We start from the raw sequence: 16390 nt of genomic DNA, 5'->3' as shown, positions 1-16390 counted from the left end.
CAAGCCAATCATCCGGCACATCGATCCCTTCAGTAACAAAGTTTCCCCACACAATTCCTGCAACTTGCAAGCTGGGGTTCAGGGCAATGTAAAGGGTGCGTTCGGCTGTTTCCGGCTTAGGCGCGGGAGCTTTGCCTTCCGTATAAACCGAAACCTGGTCATTAACTGGAACTGCATTCAAGCGCTCAACACTAATCGAATCGCCGGGAATGCTGAGATAGCGAGAAGCCACATAGGTTATCATCTGCCAGGAAGGGTGTGAATAAGCCACGCCTGCGCCTGGAACTAACTTGTGACCTTCACTGAAAACGTTTACGGACGCCGAAACCTTCAATCCAACGGCATGAGCTTCTTCGAGAAGAATTTGGAGAATATCATAATCCCCTGGGACTTGAACGCCTTTCCATTGCGTCATCGGCTCGGCAATTGCGCTTTTATATAAAACCTGTCCCGAGACCGGTTTAACGTCTAACACTAACTCGTTAAAGCCAACCCGCGCGGCATTTTGGCAAAAATCATGAACTTTTGCTCGATCGATCAACCACTTGAGATTAGCCGTCCCGTCTATCCATATAGTCCGGCCTTCAGTTCCCATATCCCTTGCATAACGAACGAGTAGAGGGGCGTTAGGCGAACCCCATCCATGAGCGCCAAGCATTGTCAACAAACAAATCCATAATAAACGTTTAATTATCTTCACCTTGAAGCCGAATTCTACAGAAGCCCACCTACCTTTGTCAAGGAGTCGATAAAGAGTTCTCCTAGAAAACGTCGTTTTCAAAGCCAAGTGTATGCTACAATTACTCCCACGTGCGGGCGTAGCTCAGCGGATAGAGCACCAGTCTTCGGAATTGGGTGTCGGGGGTTCGAATCCCTCCGCCCGTACTTTAAACTAAATTTCAAGTTTTTCAACTACTGAATCCGCCTAATTCCCTTCTCCAGATCAGAATTCTACGTGCCACAACCATCATCGTTATGCTTTGAGTGTTAGTACCTTAGTTTTGATAAAAAAGAAATTCAAGACAATAATAGGCGGGCATAAAACCATATGGCCTTATGCCCGCCTATTATTTAACTACTATTAGCCATCGAAAAGCTGCTAATCACGCATTAGCGACATGCGAAGGGCTTCTTTAGTCCACCGTGGATTCCCATCATCAGTTCTCTCAACCAAACCATTGCTCTCAAGGATATCGAGCAATTGCGGAGTGGTATCCTCACTCTTTTTCCCAATCGGGAAACCGTAAAGTTCGACGTAAGGTTGATCGGCGTTGCGGATGTAGGTATGCACGGTATGACGATAATCGCCTATCTGACAAGTCACAGCAGAAGCGCCTTCGCCTACACTAATACCAGCATCAGCAAGCAATTGGGCTACTATATGAGCTAGTTTCATCTCAAGTTCTCTTTCTGGGTCTGCTTGTCATTAAGGTTGCTTCTGAAGCTCTTTTTGCTTCGTACGAAGCAACACAATAGCTGTTTTGATTTGCTGAGCATCATCTCCAAAGAGATCGGCGGTTTTAAGACGCCTGGTCAAGCCCGGCAAAGTGGCTTCGATATACTTCAAAGCTTTCCAACGATCGGTATAACGAGCTAAAACCTCTTCACTAGGAAGCGGCTCAAAGCTCCAGCGTGGATCATCAGCGTTAAAATCCTTTTTAAGCTCTTCACGCGCATCGACTAGTCGGTGAAAAAGTTCGACTAAAGCGTTCAGACGCGGACGATAGCGCGGCGAAAGATTAGTGCGAATAGACTCATCTCCCGCATCTAGCGTCCCTTCTTCGACAGAACACTTCAGCGCTTCTCTAATATAGAACGCCTCGTAAGCGTCCGCCTCGCCCAAAAACGACCGAGTTATAACTTCCAAAGCATACTCAAGATTCCCACTAGTCATGGCTTCCCCCTGATGCTGTCGAGTTGCGAAGCAAAAAGCACTCTGAACTACTTCTATTGTGGATCAACACGGAATAAAGGTTCGGAGGTCGTTGAATCGCGCAGACCTAATTATAAAAATTATACCCTAAAATGCCCTCTTTCCGCCACAGCCTGGCTTTGATCATCAATGTAGAAAGTCATTTTCAAGCCAAAACAGCCTTCCTCAGGCAAAAATACAAACTTTTTATTTTTAATTTTTGAACAAAACTTGTTAGATCGTCACACTCGAACGCTTTCGCTCGAATAAACGCCAGAAGATGATTAGAAGTAAAACCGTTAGTCCAATCGAGGCATTGATACGCACAGAAGGAATAGCGCCTATACGGTCAGCCATAAAACCGATTTCAAGTCCCCCAATCGGCATAAAACCTTGAAAAACTAGTGTATATACTGCCATCACCCGACCTCTGAGGGCATTGGGAACTTCTTCTTGAACCTTCGTGTTCGCGCTGATATTGAAAGTAATCATCGAAATGCCGCTGATGACCAATATGATAAGAACGATTTGAAAAGTCGGTGCAAAAGATAAACAAAGAACTGCAAAACAGAATAGCAATCCACCGCCATAAATTTGCCACAGGCGCGGCAAACGATCACCCATTAACGTCAATAGAAGCCCACCCAAAGCAGCGCCAACTCCATTAGCCGCAACCATCGTGCTAAAGCCTTTAGCTCCAACATTAAATCTTGCAGCAAATACAGGATAGAGCGTAGAAACCGACCAAAGAAAAATTGCCCCAACCCCAACTAAGATCACTACTCGCAGCACACTTTTAGTTTCCCAAATAAACCGAAGACCTTCCCACAACGAAACCGCATGCTCATGCCTGATGAACCGGGGCATTCTCATCATCATTAGCGAGACTATAACCGCAAGAAAGCTGAGGCCATTAACGGTAAAACAAGCGGATGGGCCATATTTAACGAGCACAACCCCTGCCATAATCGGCCCCAAAAAGCGAGCCATATTGAACCTGAATGAATTGAGAGCGATGGCGTTGCCAAGAGCGCGCGGGTCATCAACCATATCCGACACAAACGCTTGTTGAGCCGGCATATTATAGGCGTTGACAATCCCGCCAACAGCCGCAAGAGCGACGATATGCAATGGACTTAGAGCAATCCAGCGATTGGTGGCAAGAATTGCAAGAATGAACGCAAGTATCATCTGAATAGTCTGCGTCCAAACTAAAATCGTACGACGAGGAAAGCGATCAGCCACTGCGCCCCCGGACATCGCAAAGAGGACATAAGGAATTGCGCTTGCGCCGGATAGAATTCCAAGCCATCTCGCCTGGTGAGTCAGGTCATATACCAACCACTGCTGCGCAACAGCCTGCATCCATGTCCCAGCAACAGAAATAAGCTGACCGATGAAGAACAGCCGAAAATTACGAAAGGTCAATGAGTAGAAGGGCGAAATACGCGGCGGCGTCAGCCCCGGCTTTAACACCGCGTCCGACTGCCCCAAATTCGTCTCCCCTAACTCATCGCTTGACAAAGAAGTTAATACCTACACATAGAAAGCCCGGAATAAAAACCCCGGGCCACATCAACCAGAAAGACTAACCTACAGCTTTCCGCCGGCCCAAAGGGCAGCATTGGCAATCATGCGTAGGAAATCAGGCTCTCGGAAATCATCCTGATGGCCAAGTGAGGTATAAAACGTTCGACCGCCATTATTCAAGCGAACCCAAGACACCGGCTCAACATGCTCGGAGTTATCAGCAGTCATCAGCAACGTTGTGTCATCAGCGATGGGCGTGTTGGCATAAAGGCTGCCGTGAGAGGAGAACTCTTTGACACTATCCAACACAGGATGCTTCTTCCCTGCTTCAGAGAAAGTAACAGGAGCCTTCGGCCCATGGCCATAATGGCCTTGATAATTGCCGCCAAGTACCACCTTATCGAAATCAAGCCAGTTCTGGAAAGCATGGCTGGCGGTTCTTATGCCGACAATCGGCTTGCCCGCAAGACAATAATTCTTGAATCGCTCCAGTTCAGCATCCTTGGTTTCGAGTCTGCGGGTGAAAACTAACAACACATCGGTAGTCTCTAACGCCTCAAGAGATATATTGTCCTGTTCATCCTTGTAAACGATAAACGTAACATCCACGGGGAAATTCTTTTCGACATACTCTTTAAAAATACCTAGTGATTCCTCAGAATCGTATTCAAAGGAACCGGAAATCATGCATAGATTCAAACGTCCGTTTGACATGTCTATCTCCTTATGAAAATTGCTTTATTCGGTCGGCAAACTGCCAACCTCTGTTTAATGCTTGAAGTATGGCAGATAAAGACACCGAACGGCAAAAGCTATTTAATCATTTTACTTGACAGTTGGCCTCCTCGAAGGTATCATTATCTTCACAATTAAATATCACTAGTTACGGGCGTTTAGCTCAGGGGAAGAGCACTTCGTTGACAACGAAGGGGTCGTTGGTTCAAATCCATCAACGCCCATTTTTTTACGCCTGTTTTTAAAAATTTAGCCGTGCTACCTTTATGTTATTGTTCACTCAGTGGTAGAATCTTTTTAAGGGCATCTGCCCAAGAGGAGGCTAGTTAAATGGACGTCAAAGGAACTAAAACCGAACAGAATCTACAGGCCGCTTTCGCTGGAGAATCGCAAGCCCGCAATAAATACACTTACTTCGCAAGTGTTGCGAAAAAGGCGGGTTTCGAGCAGGTAGCCGCTATGTTTTTGGAAACTGCGGATAACGAGAAAGAACATGCCAAGCTTTTATTGAAAGCCTTGGGCGGATTGAAGGGTGATACCGCCGCTAACCTTCTAGCTGCCGCCGGTGGCGAAAACGAAGAGTGGACATCGATGTACCCCGGTTTCGCCAAAATCGCACGCGAAGAGGGTTTCGATCTTATCGCTAAAATGTTCGAAGCCATAGCCGCTGTCGAATCTCATCATGAAGCCCGCTACAAAGCGTTGCTTGAAGGCATCAATAACGGTAGCACCTTCAAGAAAGCCCAGACCAAAAAGTGGATATGCCGCAACTGCGGACACATCCACGAAGGACCCGAAGCCCCCGGTGTCTGCTCACTATGCAACCACCCCCAAGGCTTCTTCGAAATCCTAACAGAAGACTTCTAAACGCATCTTGTCCCTCCCTTTTTAATTTAAGGGGAGGGACTTTGTTTTTGCTCGTAGAGACGGCTCTACCGGAACCTCACCCCCTACTCTGTAGGCCCCTCTACGTGTCACGGAGAGGGGTAACCAATACTTACTCAAAGCTTAAATCCTTTGAGGCGTGAGGTATTCCGGAAGGCAGTACGACTTCGCTCTGTGTGACGTACCTTCGCTAAAGCTTCAGCACGTAGATGGCAAAGCCCTCTTGTCCCTACTTCTCCCCAAAATTCGCTGCCGACTTACCTGCTACATAGCCGGTAGAAAAGGCAGCTTGTAGGTTGTAGCCGCCGGTTTCGGCATCGATGTCTAGGACTTCGCCAGCGAAGAAGAGGGCGGGGACTAGTTTTGACATCATGGTTTTGGGATCGACTTCTTTGATTGAAACCCCACCGGCTGTGACGATAGCTTCATCTATTGGGCGCATTCCCCTGATACTCAGGCGAAGGCCTTTTAGTGTCTCAACTATTTGTGTGCGTTCGGGGGCGGTGATTTTGTTAAGGGGTTTATCGGGTGAGATGTTGGTGATCTTAAGGAAAGGCTCAGCCATCGATTTGGGAAGCAATTCCGGCAAGTAATTTTTAAAATGCTGGGTTTGAGTGAAATCTCGGATAAAACGGGCATGAAGCTGTTCAGGAGTGAGGGCTGGTTTAAGGTCGATGCTTACATAGGCTTTGCCCTGCTCAAGAATTGACGGAACCTTCCGACTGAGGGTTAATATAATCGGGCCGGAAATGCCGAAGTGTGTAAATAGCATCTCGCCAAACTCTTTGGCAATAACCTTCGGTTTTGCTGATCCGACCACAGAAACCAAGCTGGCTTCTACATTTTTAAGCGACAAACCCTTTAGTTCTGTCACCCAATGCTCCCCCGTAACCAACGCCGACAAAGCAGGCTTTGGCGGGATAATCGTATGACCGAGTTCTTTCGCCATCGCATATCCATCACCGCTTGAACCGGTTTTAGGATAGGATGCGCCACCTGTGGCCAAAATAACTGCATCCGCATCAAGTTTTGTCCCGTAAAGTTCAACACCGACTGCTTTTCCCTTCTCCAAAACAATCGATTTCACCCGGGTATTGAACTTGATGTTTACCCCGCAAGAGTTCAACCAGTTCTCAAGGGCATCGGCAACTTCAATAGCGCTATCGGAAGCCGGAAACACACGCCCGCCCCGCTCGACTTTGGTTTGAATACCGATATGGTTGAGGAACTTCAACAGATGGTCACGGAAGTATTGGGAAAAAGCGCTGTAAAGGAACTTGCCGTTCGGCGCGAACGCATCAACAAACGCCTGAATTTCAGCAGTATTGGTGATATTGCAACGCCCTTTACCACTGATGCGCAGCTTTCGCCCCAGTTTTGGACCCTTCTCAAGAAGAATAACTTGCGCGCCATGTTGTGCGGCTGTGCCGGCTGCCAATATCCCGCCGGGTCCGCCGCCTATAACGATTACTTTAGGATTGTTCACAGACCGATTGTACCTCGGCGCGAATATGCAAACCGCACCGGTATAATGCATATCATGAGAATAGCTTACTTCGACTGCATCGGCGGCATCGCCGGAGATATGGCGCTAGGAGCGTTAATTGACGCCGGAGCGCCATTAGATGAATTAACAACCCAGCTTCATTTGATGGCTATATCGAATTGGGAACTATCAATCAAACCGGCTCAAGTTGGCGTTCTGGCTGCCAAACGGCTTTGCGTGACCGCCAATGACGATCAACCTTCGAGGCATTTGGGGGATATCGAAAAGATAATTCTAACTGCAAATCTTCCCAAACGAGCCACTGAACGCGCGCTTAAAATCTTTCGGCTTCTTGCTGAAGCTGAGGCTAAGGTACATGGCTCGACAGTCGATCACGTGCATTTTCATGAAGTCGGAGCAGTCGATGCGATTGTCGATATCGTCGGCGTCTGCCTTGCGTTAGAGCTATTAGGGATCGATAAAGTGTATTCTTCAGCTCTACCGATGGGATACGGAACGATCAAAAGCTCTCACGGCCTAATCCCGCTTCCCGCCCCCGCAGTGGTTGAATTGCTTAAAGGCAAACCAACCTATGGGGTCGACATTCAGGGAGAAACCGTCACCCCAACAGGGGCCGCTATTGTTGCCGCCTTAGCGGAGAGTTTTGGATCGCAGCCTGCGATGTCATTTGAAGCAGTCGGATATGGCGCGGGCATGCGCGAATCGGATATCCCTAACATCGTACGCGCTTTTGTGGGAGAAGCCAACACTCCACTTGCCGAACATGAAGTGGTTTTGCTTGAAACCAATTTAGATGATATGAGTCCTGAGTGGGCAGGCTTTCTTCTGGAACGTCTACTAGAAGTCGGTGCCTTAGATGCCCATTTCGTACCCACCACAATGAAAAAAGGCCGACCTGGATTTCTACTCTCAGTACTTTGTGGCCCTGAAAAGAAGAACTCCCTAATCGAAATCATCCTTGCAGAAAGCACCTCATTTGGTGTCCGCTACTCCACCCTACGCCGAACCTGCCTCGATAGGCGATGGGAAACCGTCGAAACCCCATACGGTCCTATCCGCATAAAGATCGGCGAATACAACAGCCAAATACTAACCACCGCCCCCGAATTCGAAGACTGCCGATCCGCCGCCCTTTCGAATAATGTGCCCCTAAGAATAGTCTATGATATCGCGTTGGAAACCTTTAAGGCGAAAGGCTAAAGAAACCACGTTCTATGTCATTGCAAAGATGCTTGTGCCGAAGCAACCACCTATTATTGAATCGCAGACGACTACGCCTTTAGCCTACTGCCCTAACGTTAGGTGGTCCCAAGCATCGGACATAGTGGGGCGGAGAAGGGTGATGGTTTTTACAATGCCGTAGCCATCTCGGAGGAGGCGGGCGGCGGTGGCTTGGCCGTCTTTGGCGTGGAGGATTAGGCCTTTGCTGGTTTGGCGGACGACTACTTCGAAGGGGGTTAAAAGATCTCTTACGCCATCGGGGTCAAGCGTCTCAATGGCTACTCGGTCGGGTATGACTTGCGATTTCAGCTCATCGGGGGTGCCTTGGGCGGTGATCCTCCCTGATTCTAGGATAAGCACACGGTCGGCTCGTTCGGCTTCTTCCGGTCGTCGAGTGGCATAAAGACAAGTTGTACCCAGAGCGGATCGCTGGAAGACTTCACCCCAAAAACGCCGAGATGTTGTAGGATCGAGAAGATCGCCAAGAGAGTCGATCAACATCAAAGAGGAGCGGGCAGCCAGCATGATTGCCAATTCGAGGCAGGCTGATTTGCTCATTGACAGGCGCTCAGGATGCTCAGAGCGTGAATCCCAGAGACCCAACTTCACTAACAAATCGGCAACTTCAACACTTATTTTAGCGGCGGGTAGATGGGAAATCACACGTTTCAGGATAGCTTCGACGGTTGCGGGCAGCTTGCGTTCTTCAACAGCATAATGACCCGGTTCCGATGCCTGGGCAATACTTTCTGAGTGGAGGTGTATAGCACCATGACGATATTTAATCTTGCCGGAGATGGCATTTAGTAGAGTTGATTTACCGCTTCCGGCTCTGCCTAATAGGCAAACTATCTCTCCGCGTTGAATGGTGAAGCTAACTCCTCGAAGCACTGGAAGTCGAGCCAGTGTTAACTGCAGGTCTTCTACAGCTAGCGCAGGCTCGACTTCCGATGATTGATAACGAGATGTCAATTGCATACCTGACTATTATTCCGAACCATTACTCGGAATTGAGTTTATCGCAACAGGTTCTTGCTCCGACTCAACAGGAGCTAATTGGCGTTTAAACACTGTGCGTGAAATCCAATTCGATAGGTCATCGAAAATTGTGTAGATGCACGGGATGACGACAAGCGTCAAAACCGTCGACAAGATCAAACCGCCAATTACCGCAATACCTAACGGCGCACGGAATTCGGAACCACGTCCAATCGCTAGCGCAACAGGTATCATCGCCAAAACCATCGCCGAGGTCGTCATCAAAATAGGCCGTAATCGGGTGGGACCAGCTTCTAGAAGCGCATTGCGTCGCGTAAGACCACGTTCACGAAGGGTGTTGGTGTAGTCTACTAACAAGATGGCGTTCTTGCCAACTAATCCTACAAGCATGATGACACCAATCATCGCAACGATACTGAAGCCAACGTTGGTGATAACCAACGCCAACAGCGCACCAACCATCGCTTGCGGTTGAGCCAGCATTATAATAAGTGGTGTAAGCAAGTTATCGAACAGTGAAGCCATTAAGATATAGACTAAGATGAAGGCTAAGAGTAGAGCCTGGAACATAAAGCCCATTTCTTCACCCATCATCTTGTTCTCGCCTTGCCAATCCATCTTAATCCCCGGAGGAGGCAAACCAGCATCCGCTAACTTTTTATCGATGATAAGTTGCATATTACCAGGACTCTTTCCTGTTGCAAGATATCCGAGAACAACAACCTGACGGTTTCTGTCATGTCGTTGAATTTTAGTTGGAGAGCTGTAATACTTAAGGTTTGTTACCGAACTTAACCAGACGGGGCTGCCGTTGCGGAAAGCAATGGGTATCTGTGAAAGGCCGGCTAGATTATTGCGCTCCTGCTCACCCAGCCGCACACGAATGGGGTACTCCTTACCATTCTGGCGGAACTTGATGTCGGTATTTCCTTCGTAAGCAATACGCAAATTTGATGCAATTTGAGTTGCGCTAACATCTAAATCGTTGGCTTTATCACGATCGATTTCAGCTCGGTACTCAGGTTGACCAGCAGTCCAGGAAATATCAGGATAGAGAATGCCATCAACGGAAGCGATAACCTGTTTTGCTTTGTTGGCCGTATCGGTCAGTTCCTGCAAGTTCGTGCCATAGAAAGCGACTTGTATAGGAGCGCCAAAGTGACCGAAACCACTCACCGCGCTTATCGTGATCATAGCGCCCGGCACTTGGCCGATCTTTTCTCGTAATTCAGCTACGATGACTTGATCACTGCGGAAACGCTCTTCAGGGTCTCGTAGAAAAGGCAATATCTTACTAAGAAAGGGGGCTATCCTATTCAAAAAACTGGCCTTATCATTAAGAGTCAGGTCAATTTCTGAAAAACGTGTTCCCGAATCGCCAGCCCCAAAAAAGCTTTGAGTAGTTGCGCCTACGATCGTTGTAGTGAACTTCACATCAGGGGTTTTGATGCAAATGGCCTCTATTTTACGTGCGGCAGCATCGGTCATTTCTAACGAAGCGCCAGGAGGCATCCTGAGCGAGATTTGAATTGTTCCTTGATCCTGATCTGGCGCAAACCTGAACTTAAAGAGCGGCCTGCCAAAACTTGCTCCAAACACCGTAGCTAAAGCTAAGGCAACACCAAGAGCAATGAACCCCATCCCTGCTCGTCGAAGATAAGGCTTTCGCTTTACAACTCCTAATAGGTAGAAAATTAGCGCGATAACTCCCCAAGGCTTGATCACCGCTAATGGGATAGCTTTAACAGCATCTACAAAAGTGCCAAATGACCCCCCGATAACGTTAAACACCGCAAGCAATGCCCCAAAACCAATTAGTACAATTAACCACCGATGGTCAAGCGCCCAATTCAATATCCTTCGATATCTCCCTAAAAGAGCGTGATATTTCGTTTCGAACCAAAGGAAGAACCCGTGAAGTTCTTCGGTATTCTCTCCCTGCTTATACCACCGGCTTGCCAGCATAGGCGTTAGAGTAAATGAAACAAAAAGACTGAAGAGGGTCGCGGCGGCAACAGTGATACCAAATGAACGGAAGAACTCACCGACAATACCACCCATAAACGCTACCGGCACAAACACGACAACATCAATAAGTGTAATGGTGATAGCAGCTAAGCCGATTTCACTTCGACCATTAATTGCGGCCTGAGCCGGCGCCTCTCCCATATTCAAGTGCCGATAAATATTCTCCAATACGACGATAGCATCGTCCACGAGAATTCCGACCGCCAGTGATAGCGCCAGCATCGTCATTGAGTTGATGGTAAAGCCAGCGAAATACATAACGATAAATGTAGCGAAAATCGAGGTCGGAATTGCCAACGAAACGATAAGCGTGCCTCGGAAGCTATGCAAGAACAGATAAATGATTAATACGACCAAAATGATACCCAGAAAAAGGCTGACTCGTAAGTCCAAAAGCGACTCATTTACCTTGACCCCTTGGTCTTGTGAATACTCGAATTTGATATCGGAATAGGCTAACTTGAGTCCTTCGATCTCCTTCTTAACACCATCAACTACCTGAACGGTATTAGCATCGGCAGACTTCTGGACAATTATCGTCAAACTGTTTTGACCTTGAAGCCGGTTGATTTCTCGTCGTTCGGCAATCGTATCTTGAATAGTTGCTATCGATGACAGAGGAACAGACGGCCCGGGTGAATTAGGATTATCTATGTTTGCCAGGTTAATCTTGAGGTTTCGTATCTGATCGACATCTTTAAACTTGCCATCAAAACGTAATGCGTTCTCTTTATTTCCCTCAACTATATGACCTGCAGGCAGATCAAGATTTGCTTCGCGAATCTTATCAAGTAACTTTGAAGGCGTAATTCCATAGGCAATAAGCCTGTCCGGCTTAAGCGCAACCAGGATTTCGCGTTCATCGCCACCGGTTATAGCAACCGAAGCAACCCCCGAAACACGCCCGAGTTTATCCTTGAAAATATCATCAGCCAAATCTCGCAACTCTTGAGAGGGCCTTTTACTACTGATACCGACATATAAGACAGGCGCCGAGTTGGCATCTAGCTTGCTAATTGAGGGTGACAGGGAATCTTTGGGCAGATTCTGGCGAATGGAGTCCACCTTTGAGCGAGCATCTGAAAAGGCGGTATCCAAATTAGTGCCTAAGTTGAATTCGACTATGACAATGGAGGCTCCCTCACGCGAAATCGAGTCAACGGCCTTCACACCTGCCGTGCTACTAACTGCATCCTCAATTCTTTTGCTAACCTGAAGTTCAATTTCTTCAGGTCCTGCACCAGGATACGCAGTAATGATAGTGATCATCGGGAAACTTACGTTCGGCTGAAGCTCGGTCTTCATTCGCAGATACGAATATAGCCCCAAAACGATGAACGTGGTCATGATCATCAGGATGAAAATCGGACGGCGGATTGATAAATTGGTCAACCACATATATTTACTCCGTTAGTACGCTAGTCGGGCTGAATCCGAACTGCTGTGTTGTCCTGAAGGTCGTTTTGACCTTGAATGATGATCTGCTGCCCAATGCTAGCGCCGATAACCATTGCAAACCGTTGGTCGGTAACTTGAACTTTTACAGGCAGTTTCTTTGCCTTACCACTGTCGATTGTATAAAGCCATGTCTTTTCACCTACTTGGACAATCGCATCCTTAGGTACGAGAGAAACGTTTTTATACTGCTTGATTATCACTTCGCCTCGGGCAAACATCCCCGGCCTTAATCGGCGGCTTGAATTATTTACGCTGAATTGAACTTTGAAATCGCGAGAGTTCGGATCACCGGCTGGATATATTTTCGAAACCGTTCCTGCAAACATTTCATTTGGGAACGCTTCAACTTTTATAGATACCGGTTGACCTTGCCGAAAATAACTGAGTTGTGATTCGTCAACCTTGCCCTCGAAAACTATCGAGCCTAAATCAACGATACGAAGCAAGGGTGCACCCGGCGCTCCTGTTTGGCCTGGCTGAGCAGTTTTTTGAGCAACTACGCCCGAAATCGAACTACGGACAGATAAGTTGCTAATTTGCTTGTTGAGATTGTCAATTTGGGATTGAGCGCCTTTTATGGCTGCTTGAGCAACTCCCGATTGTGCTCTCGCTTGCTCAAGACCTGCTTGAGCGGCAGTTACTCGCTCTTTGCTGATGTCAACTTGGGAAGAAGCCGCTTTCGCTGCTCGCACCCCTTGCTCAGCCACAATAACCTGCTGCTTTGCAGCCGATAACTGCGATTCGGCGGTATCATAACCCGACTTTGAGGAATCAAGCTGTTGTTGCGATATAGCGCCGCTACTTGCCAAAGATTGAAATCGTTTATAGTCAGCTAATGCTCGATCTCGGTTGGATTTAGCTGCGGTAATATTACTCTTCGCTTGGCTCAACTGGGCATTGGCGCTGCTAATGGCAGCGCTCGTTTGCTCTGGTTGAGTGGCAGCCATCGTTTTCGCTTGCGCTAAAGCAGATTTGGCTGCGGAAATGCCGGATTGGGCTTGAGCATACAAAGCGTGAGCTGACTGCAACTGTGCATTAACCGAGTTAAGCTGAACGAGTAAATCACTGGCATCTTGTTGGACGACAATCTGCCCTACCCTAACTACATCACCCTCGTTCACAAAGACCGCTTGAATGCGACCAAGAGATTTGGCAGCCAACTGAACATCTCTAAGCGCTGTCAAGCTCCCTGTAACAGCCAAAGTCTGAGCAATCGTCCCCTGGCTAACCTTCGTTACTTTGACAGGAACGCCACTTTCTTTAGCCGCTTCTGAAGCTCCATTTGCGCTAGTTTGCTGTTTTTTGCCACAACCTGAAATAATGACCGCTAACGCGGTCAAAGCGAATATCCACACAACAATTCGTTTCAACGTCGGCTTCCTCCTGACGAATTCATATATTAATTGACCGCAACATCTTGCCCGATTGCTTTCTGCAATTGAGCCCAAGCGGTTAGATAGTCATAACGGGCATTAACTAAGTTCGTTTCTGCTTGCGTAAAAGCAAGTTCGGCATCGCTTACTTCCAGTAGAATTGACACGCCCGACTGATAGCGTATGCGAGACAATCGAAGGCTCTCAGTCGCCTCTGTAACCGCTGAGTCCGCTGTATTTAGCCGCTCTTTAGAATTTGCCAAGTTCAAATACGCTTGTGTCACTTCTAACGATACGCCTCGGTTTAGCTGGGTCAAATTTGCCTTAGCGATTTCCACTTCAGCACGCTGTTGTCGAACCCTCCCTCTAGCTAAACCTCCATCAAAAATCGGCACCGACAGAACAGCGACTGTTACGAACGAGGTCTTTCTGCCGCCAAAGCCACTCGGCTCAGGATCATAGTTAAGTGTGCTCGACAAAACAAGCGAGGGCAGAACGCTTCGCTGAGCGACTTGAACAAGGAGCTTTTGGAGCTTCACATTCTGACGTCCTTCCTCGATTTCAGGACGGTTCACCACCGCAACTCGTTCCAATTCTATTAAAGCCTGATCCATCGTCGGAAGTGTCGTTACATCATAGAGAGCAACCGGCGTATTAATTGGACGAGCTAAGATGTTATTTAAAGCTTTCTTTGAGAGATCCAGCCCATTCTGGGCTGCCAATAGATTCTGCTGGTTCTGGCTAACATGCGTCTGGGCTCGAATCACATCGAACTGTGCAACCGTCCCTGCAGCATATTGTGCCTGCGCAAGTGTTAGTCGCTGTTGAGCGTTGCGCAGCGCCTCTTCGGCAACATCTAACAATCGGCCTGAGCGAGTTACGTTGTAATACGCGTTCTTCACATCCAACGCAAGCTGCTGACGTACCCGCCGGATTTCCTGTTCTGAAATACTCAGCCCGGCTTTCTGAGCCGGCAAAACCGCAAGCACGGAACTACTCATATACAGACTTGCAGTCAAAGCGGCTTTCTTAGACGTTTTAGGTTGTATGGTAATCGACTGGAATGTCTGATTATTATTTTGGTCAACACCTGCGGGGAAAGAAGCTGTCATAGATTCGTCGAACTGTGTATAAGTTCCACTAGCGGTTAAATTCGGTATAAATGTTGACAGCGCTTCTTGCACACGCCCATGGGCTTGTTCGTGTCTAGCTCGCACAATGGTGATCGCCTCGCTATTCGATTCAGCGATTGCGAGAGCCTGATCCAAAGTTAGTGGTAATGCACCTGGATCCGAATGGGACACCATCTGCGAAACCACTGGCTGTGCCGGTTGACCAGGTGTGCCTGGAGCCGTCGTCGGCTGGATTGGCGCTTGAGCTAGTACCAAGCCACAACCAACCAATAGAAGCATAAAAAATGTTGATAAATATCGGTATATCACTAGTTATTCCTCCTTGACACTTTGACTTTCTAAGTACTGCATTCCTGCTTGCAATGAATCTACCCATTCACGAAAGTCATCAATTCTAAAGGCAACAATACCCCGATGAGCGGGCGCACGCATAATCATTAGCTTATCGCCGGGATTAATTCCCAACAATTGCCGTGCTTCCGCAGGGATAACAATTTGACCTCGCTCACCAACAGTAACAGTGCCAATAAAATGGTCCTCAATCGAGAACTCACACTTTTTCATATTGTTCGCCTCGCCATACAGATCATACTTTTCATACATATTACCTAATACTGAATAGTCTGTCAATATTTCCGGATTTTATAAGTAGGGATAAAGGAGCAGAAAGCTGCATAAATAATTTAGTTGGTTTGTCATATGAATGTGCCGAAGCGAGATCATCTGAACCTAGCTGATTGCAAAGTCCTATCCACCCTTCGATACTTCCTAACGGCCTTCTCAGGATTAGACGGAGTTTGTTTTTGCAGGGGCGGAACTTGCTCTGCCCCTGCAAAAGACGAGTGTTCATCTACTTACTAAATTTCATGTCGAGATACGCCCCGACCTTTTCAGCCCACATTTTGCCGTGCGCTTTAAGGCCTTTGGGGCTGAAGTGGATACCTAATCCTTGGGCATCACGATGGTCATCTGTCAGAACATCCGTATCAGGCCCCTCCAAAGCGATACCAAAATCCCAGAGCATTTGATGTGCGGCCCTAGTTGTTTGCCGCGAAGGCATTTCAGGAGAATGGTAAGAGACTTTAGCTACAAACCAGGGAAATACCCAACCGGCCTGCCTGGTTGATTCACGAATAACAATAGCCAATCTCTTGACATAAGCCAGGCTATCCATTTCAACATCTGTCTCGCCTTGATGCCACAGCACTGCCCTAAAGCCATCTCTGCCAAACTGGTGAATTCTTGTCATCATCCAAGAGAAACAGTCACCGTTGGGTTCCCATTGCATAACGCTGCTTCCCCCCATTCCGGTAGGAGCCACACCGATCGGCACTCCATACTTCTCAAACAACTCATCCCCTAAAGCCGGCCAAAAGCTACCGCCCGTGCTTTGGTCGATACATCCCGGTTGAGGATCTTCCGAAAGCTGCCAATTAATCCCGCTAAACGAAGAAACCATGCCGGTTGACTGGCTAATCGTTTCCTCGCCCGAATTCGTCGAGTTGGATTGCCCTGCTCCGATGAAGATTTCGCCCATACCTACTTTCACTACAACTACTTCAGAAATAACTTTTTCACCCTTCATCGCGCGGAACTCAACGTTATACCA

General features: G+C 47.8%; 14 protein-coding genes and 2 tRNA genes. 4 read left to right on the top strand and 12 right to left on the bottom strand.

What is annotated here, in order from left to right; genetic code table 11:
- A partial coding sequence (locus WCO51_01695) for a family 10 glycosylhydrolase (protein ID MEI6511971.1) occupies positions 1-700 on the bottom strand: 700 nt, incomplete at its 3' end.
- 112 nt (positions 701-812) lie between these two features.
- Here WCO51_01695 and WCO51_01690 point away from each other — a divergent pair.
- A tRNA-Arg gene (locus WCO51_01690) sits at positions 813-885 on the top strand.
- A 214-nt stretch (positions 886-1099) separates the two neighbouring features.
- Here the strand turns inward: WCO51_01690 and WCO51_01685 are convergent.
- The 4 genes from WCO51_01685 to WCO51_01670 all read right to left on the bottom strand — a co-directional run bounded on the left by WCO51_01685 (position 1100) and on the right by WCO51_01670 (position 4156).
- The gene (locus WCO51_01685) at positions 1100-1396 is read right to left on the bottom strand and encodes a hypothetical protein (GenBank protein ID MEI6511970.1); all 297 of its coding nucleotides are present in this window, start codon (positions 1394-1396) and stop codon (positions 1100-1102) included.
- 30 nt (positions 1397-1426) lie between these two features.
- Positions 1427-1894, bottom strand: coding sequence for a hypothetical protein (locus WCO51_01680; protein ID MEI6511969.1), 468 nt, complete (start codon positions 1892-1894; stop codon positions 1427-1429).
- Positions 1895-2146: 252 nt separating this feature from the next.
- Positions 2147-3436, bottom strand: coding sequence for an MFS transporter (locus tag WCO51_01675; GenBank protein MEI6511968.1), 1290 nt, complete (start codon positions 3434-3436; stop codon positions 2147-2149).
- A gap of 69 nt (positions 3437-3505) precedes the next feature.
- A complete protein-coding gene (locus tag WCO51_01670) occupies positions 3506-4156 on the bottom strand; it encodes a ThuA domain-containing protein (GenBank protein ID MEI6511967.1) in 651 nt (216 codons plus the stop codon).
- Between the two features lie 173 nt (positions 4157-4329).
- Here WCO51_01670 and WCO51_01665 point away from each other — a divergent pair.
- Both WCO51_01665 and WCO51_01660 read left to right on the top strand, forming a co-directional pair.
- Positions 4330-4401, top strand: a tRNA-Val gene (locus WCO51_01665).
- 106 nt (positions 4402-4507) lie between these two features.
- Positions 4508-5044: a rubrerythrin family protein gene (locus WCO51_01660; protein MEI6511966.1), complete on the top strand. Its 537-nt coding sequence runs from the start codon at positions 4508-4510 to the stop codon at positions 5042-5044.
- Positions 5045-5291: 247 nt separating this feature from the next.
- Here the strand turns inward: WCO51_01660 and WCO51_01655 are convergent, their stop codons facing one another.
- Positions 5292-6548, bottom strand: coding sequence for an NAD(P)/FAD-dependent oxidoreductase (locus WCO51_01655; protein ID MEI6511965.1), 1257 nt, complete (start codon positions 6546-6548; stop codon positions 5292-5294).
- Positions 6549-6602: 54 nt separating this feature from the next.
- Here WCO51_01655 and larC point away from each other — a divergent pair, with 54 nt between their 5' ends.
- Positions 6603-7769 (top strand): nickel pincer cofactor biosynthesis protein LarC, encoded by a 1167-nt coding sequence (larC, locus tag WCO51_01650; protein ID MEI6511964.1) that lies wholly within the window; start codon positions 6603-6605, stop codon positions 7767-7769.
- Positions 7770-7853: 84 nt separating this feature from the next.
- Here the strand turns inward: larC and WCO51_01645 are convergent, their stop codons facing one another.
- From WCO51_01645 to WCO51_01620, 6 genes are all read right to left on the bottom strand, one after another.
- Positions 7854-8768, bottom strand: coding sequence for an ATP-binding cassette domain-containing protein (locus WCO51_01645; protein ID MEI6511963.1), 915 nt, complete (start codon positions 8766-8768; stop codon positions 7854-7856).
- A gap of 9 nt (positions 8769-8777) precedes the next feature.
- On the bottom strand, positions 8778-12215 hold the full coding sequence (locus WCO51_01640; GenBank protein ID MEI6511962.1) for an efflux RND transporter permease subunit: 3438 nt from the start codon (positions 12213-12215) through the stop codon (positions 8778-8780).
- A gap of 20 nt (positions 12216-12235) precedes the next feature.
- Positions 12236-13645 carry an efflux RND transporter periplasmic adaptor subunit gene (locus tag WCO51_01635; protein ID MEI6511961.1) on the bottom strand — a complete coding sequence of 470 codons (1410 nt, stop codon included), beginning with the start codon at positions 13643-13645 and terminating at the stop codon, positions 12236-12238.
- Positions 13646-13674: 29 nt separating this feature from the next.
- A complete protein-coding gene (locus tag WCO51_01630) occupies positions 13675-15090 on the bottom strand; it encodes a TolC family protein (GenBank protein ID MEI6511960.1) in 1416 nt (471 codons plus the stop codon).
- Between the two features lie 3 nt (positions 15091-15093).
- A complete protein-coding gene (locus WCO51_01625; protein MEI6511959.1) occupies positions 15094-15345 on the bottom strand; it encodes an AbrB/MazE/SpoVT family DNA-binding domain-containing protein in 252 nt (83 codons plus the stop codon).
- A gap of 286 nt (positions 15346-15631) precedes the next feature.
- On the bottom strand, positions 15632-16390 hold a 759-nt coding region (locus WCO51_01620), incomplete at its 5' end, for a sialate O-acetylesterase (protein ID MEI6511958.1).

The organism is bacterium (assembly GCA_037131655.1).
Taxonomy (GTDB): Bacteria; Armatimonadota; Fimbriimonadia; order Fimbriimonadales; family JBAXQP01; genus JBAXQP01.
This window is presented reverse-complemented; position numbering and strand designations above follow the sequence as displayed.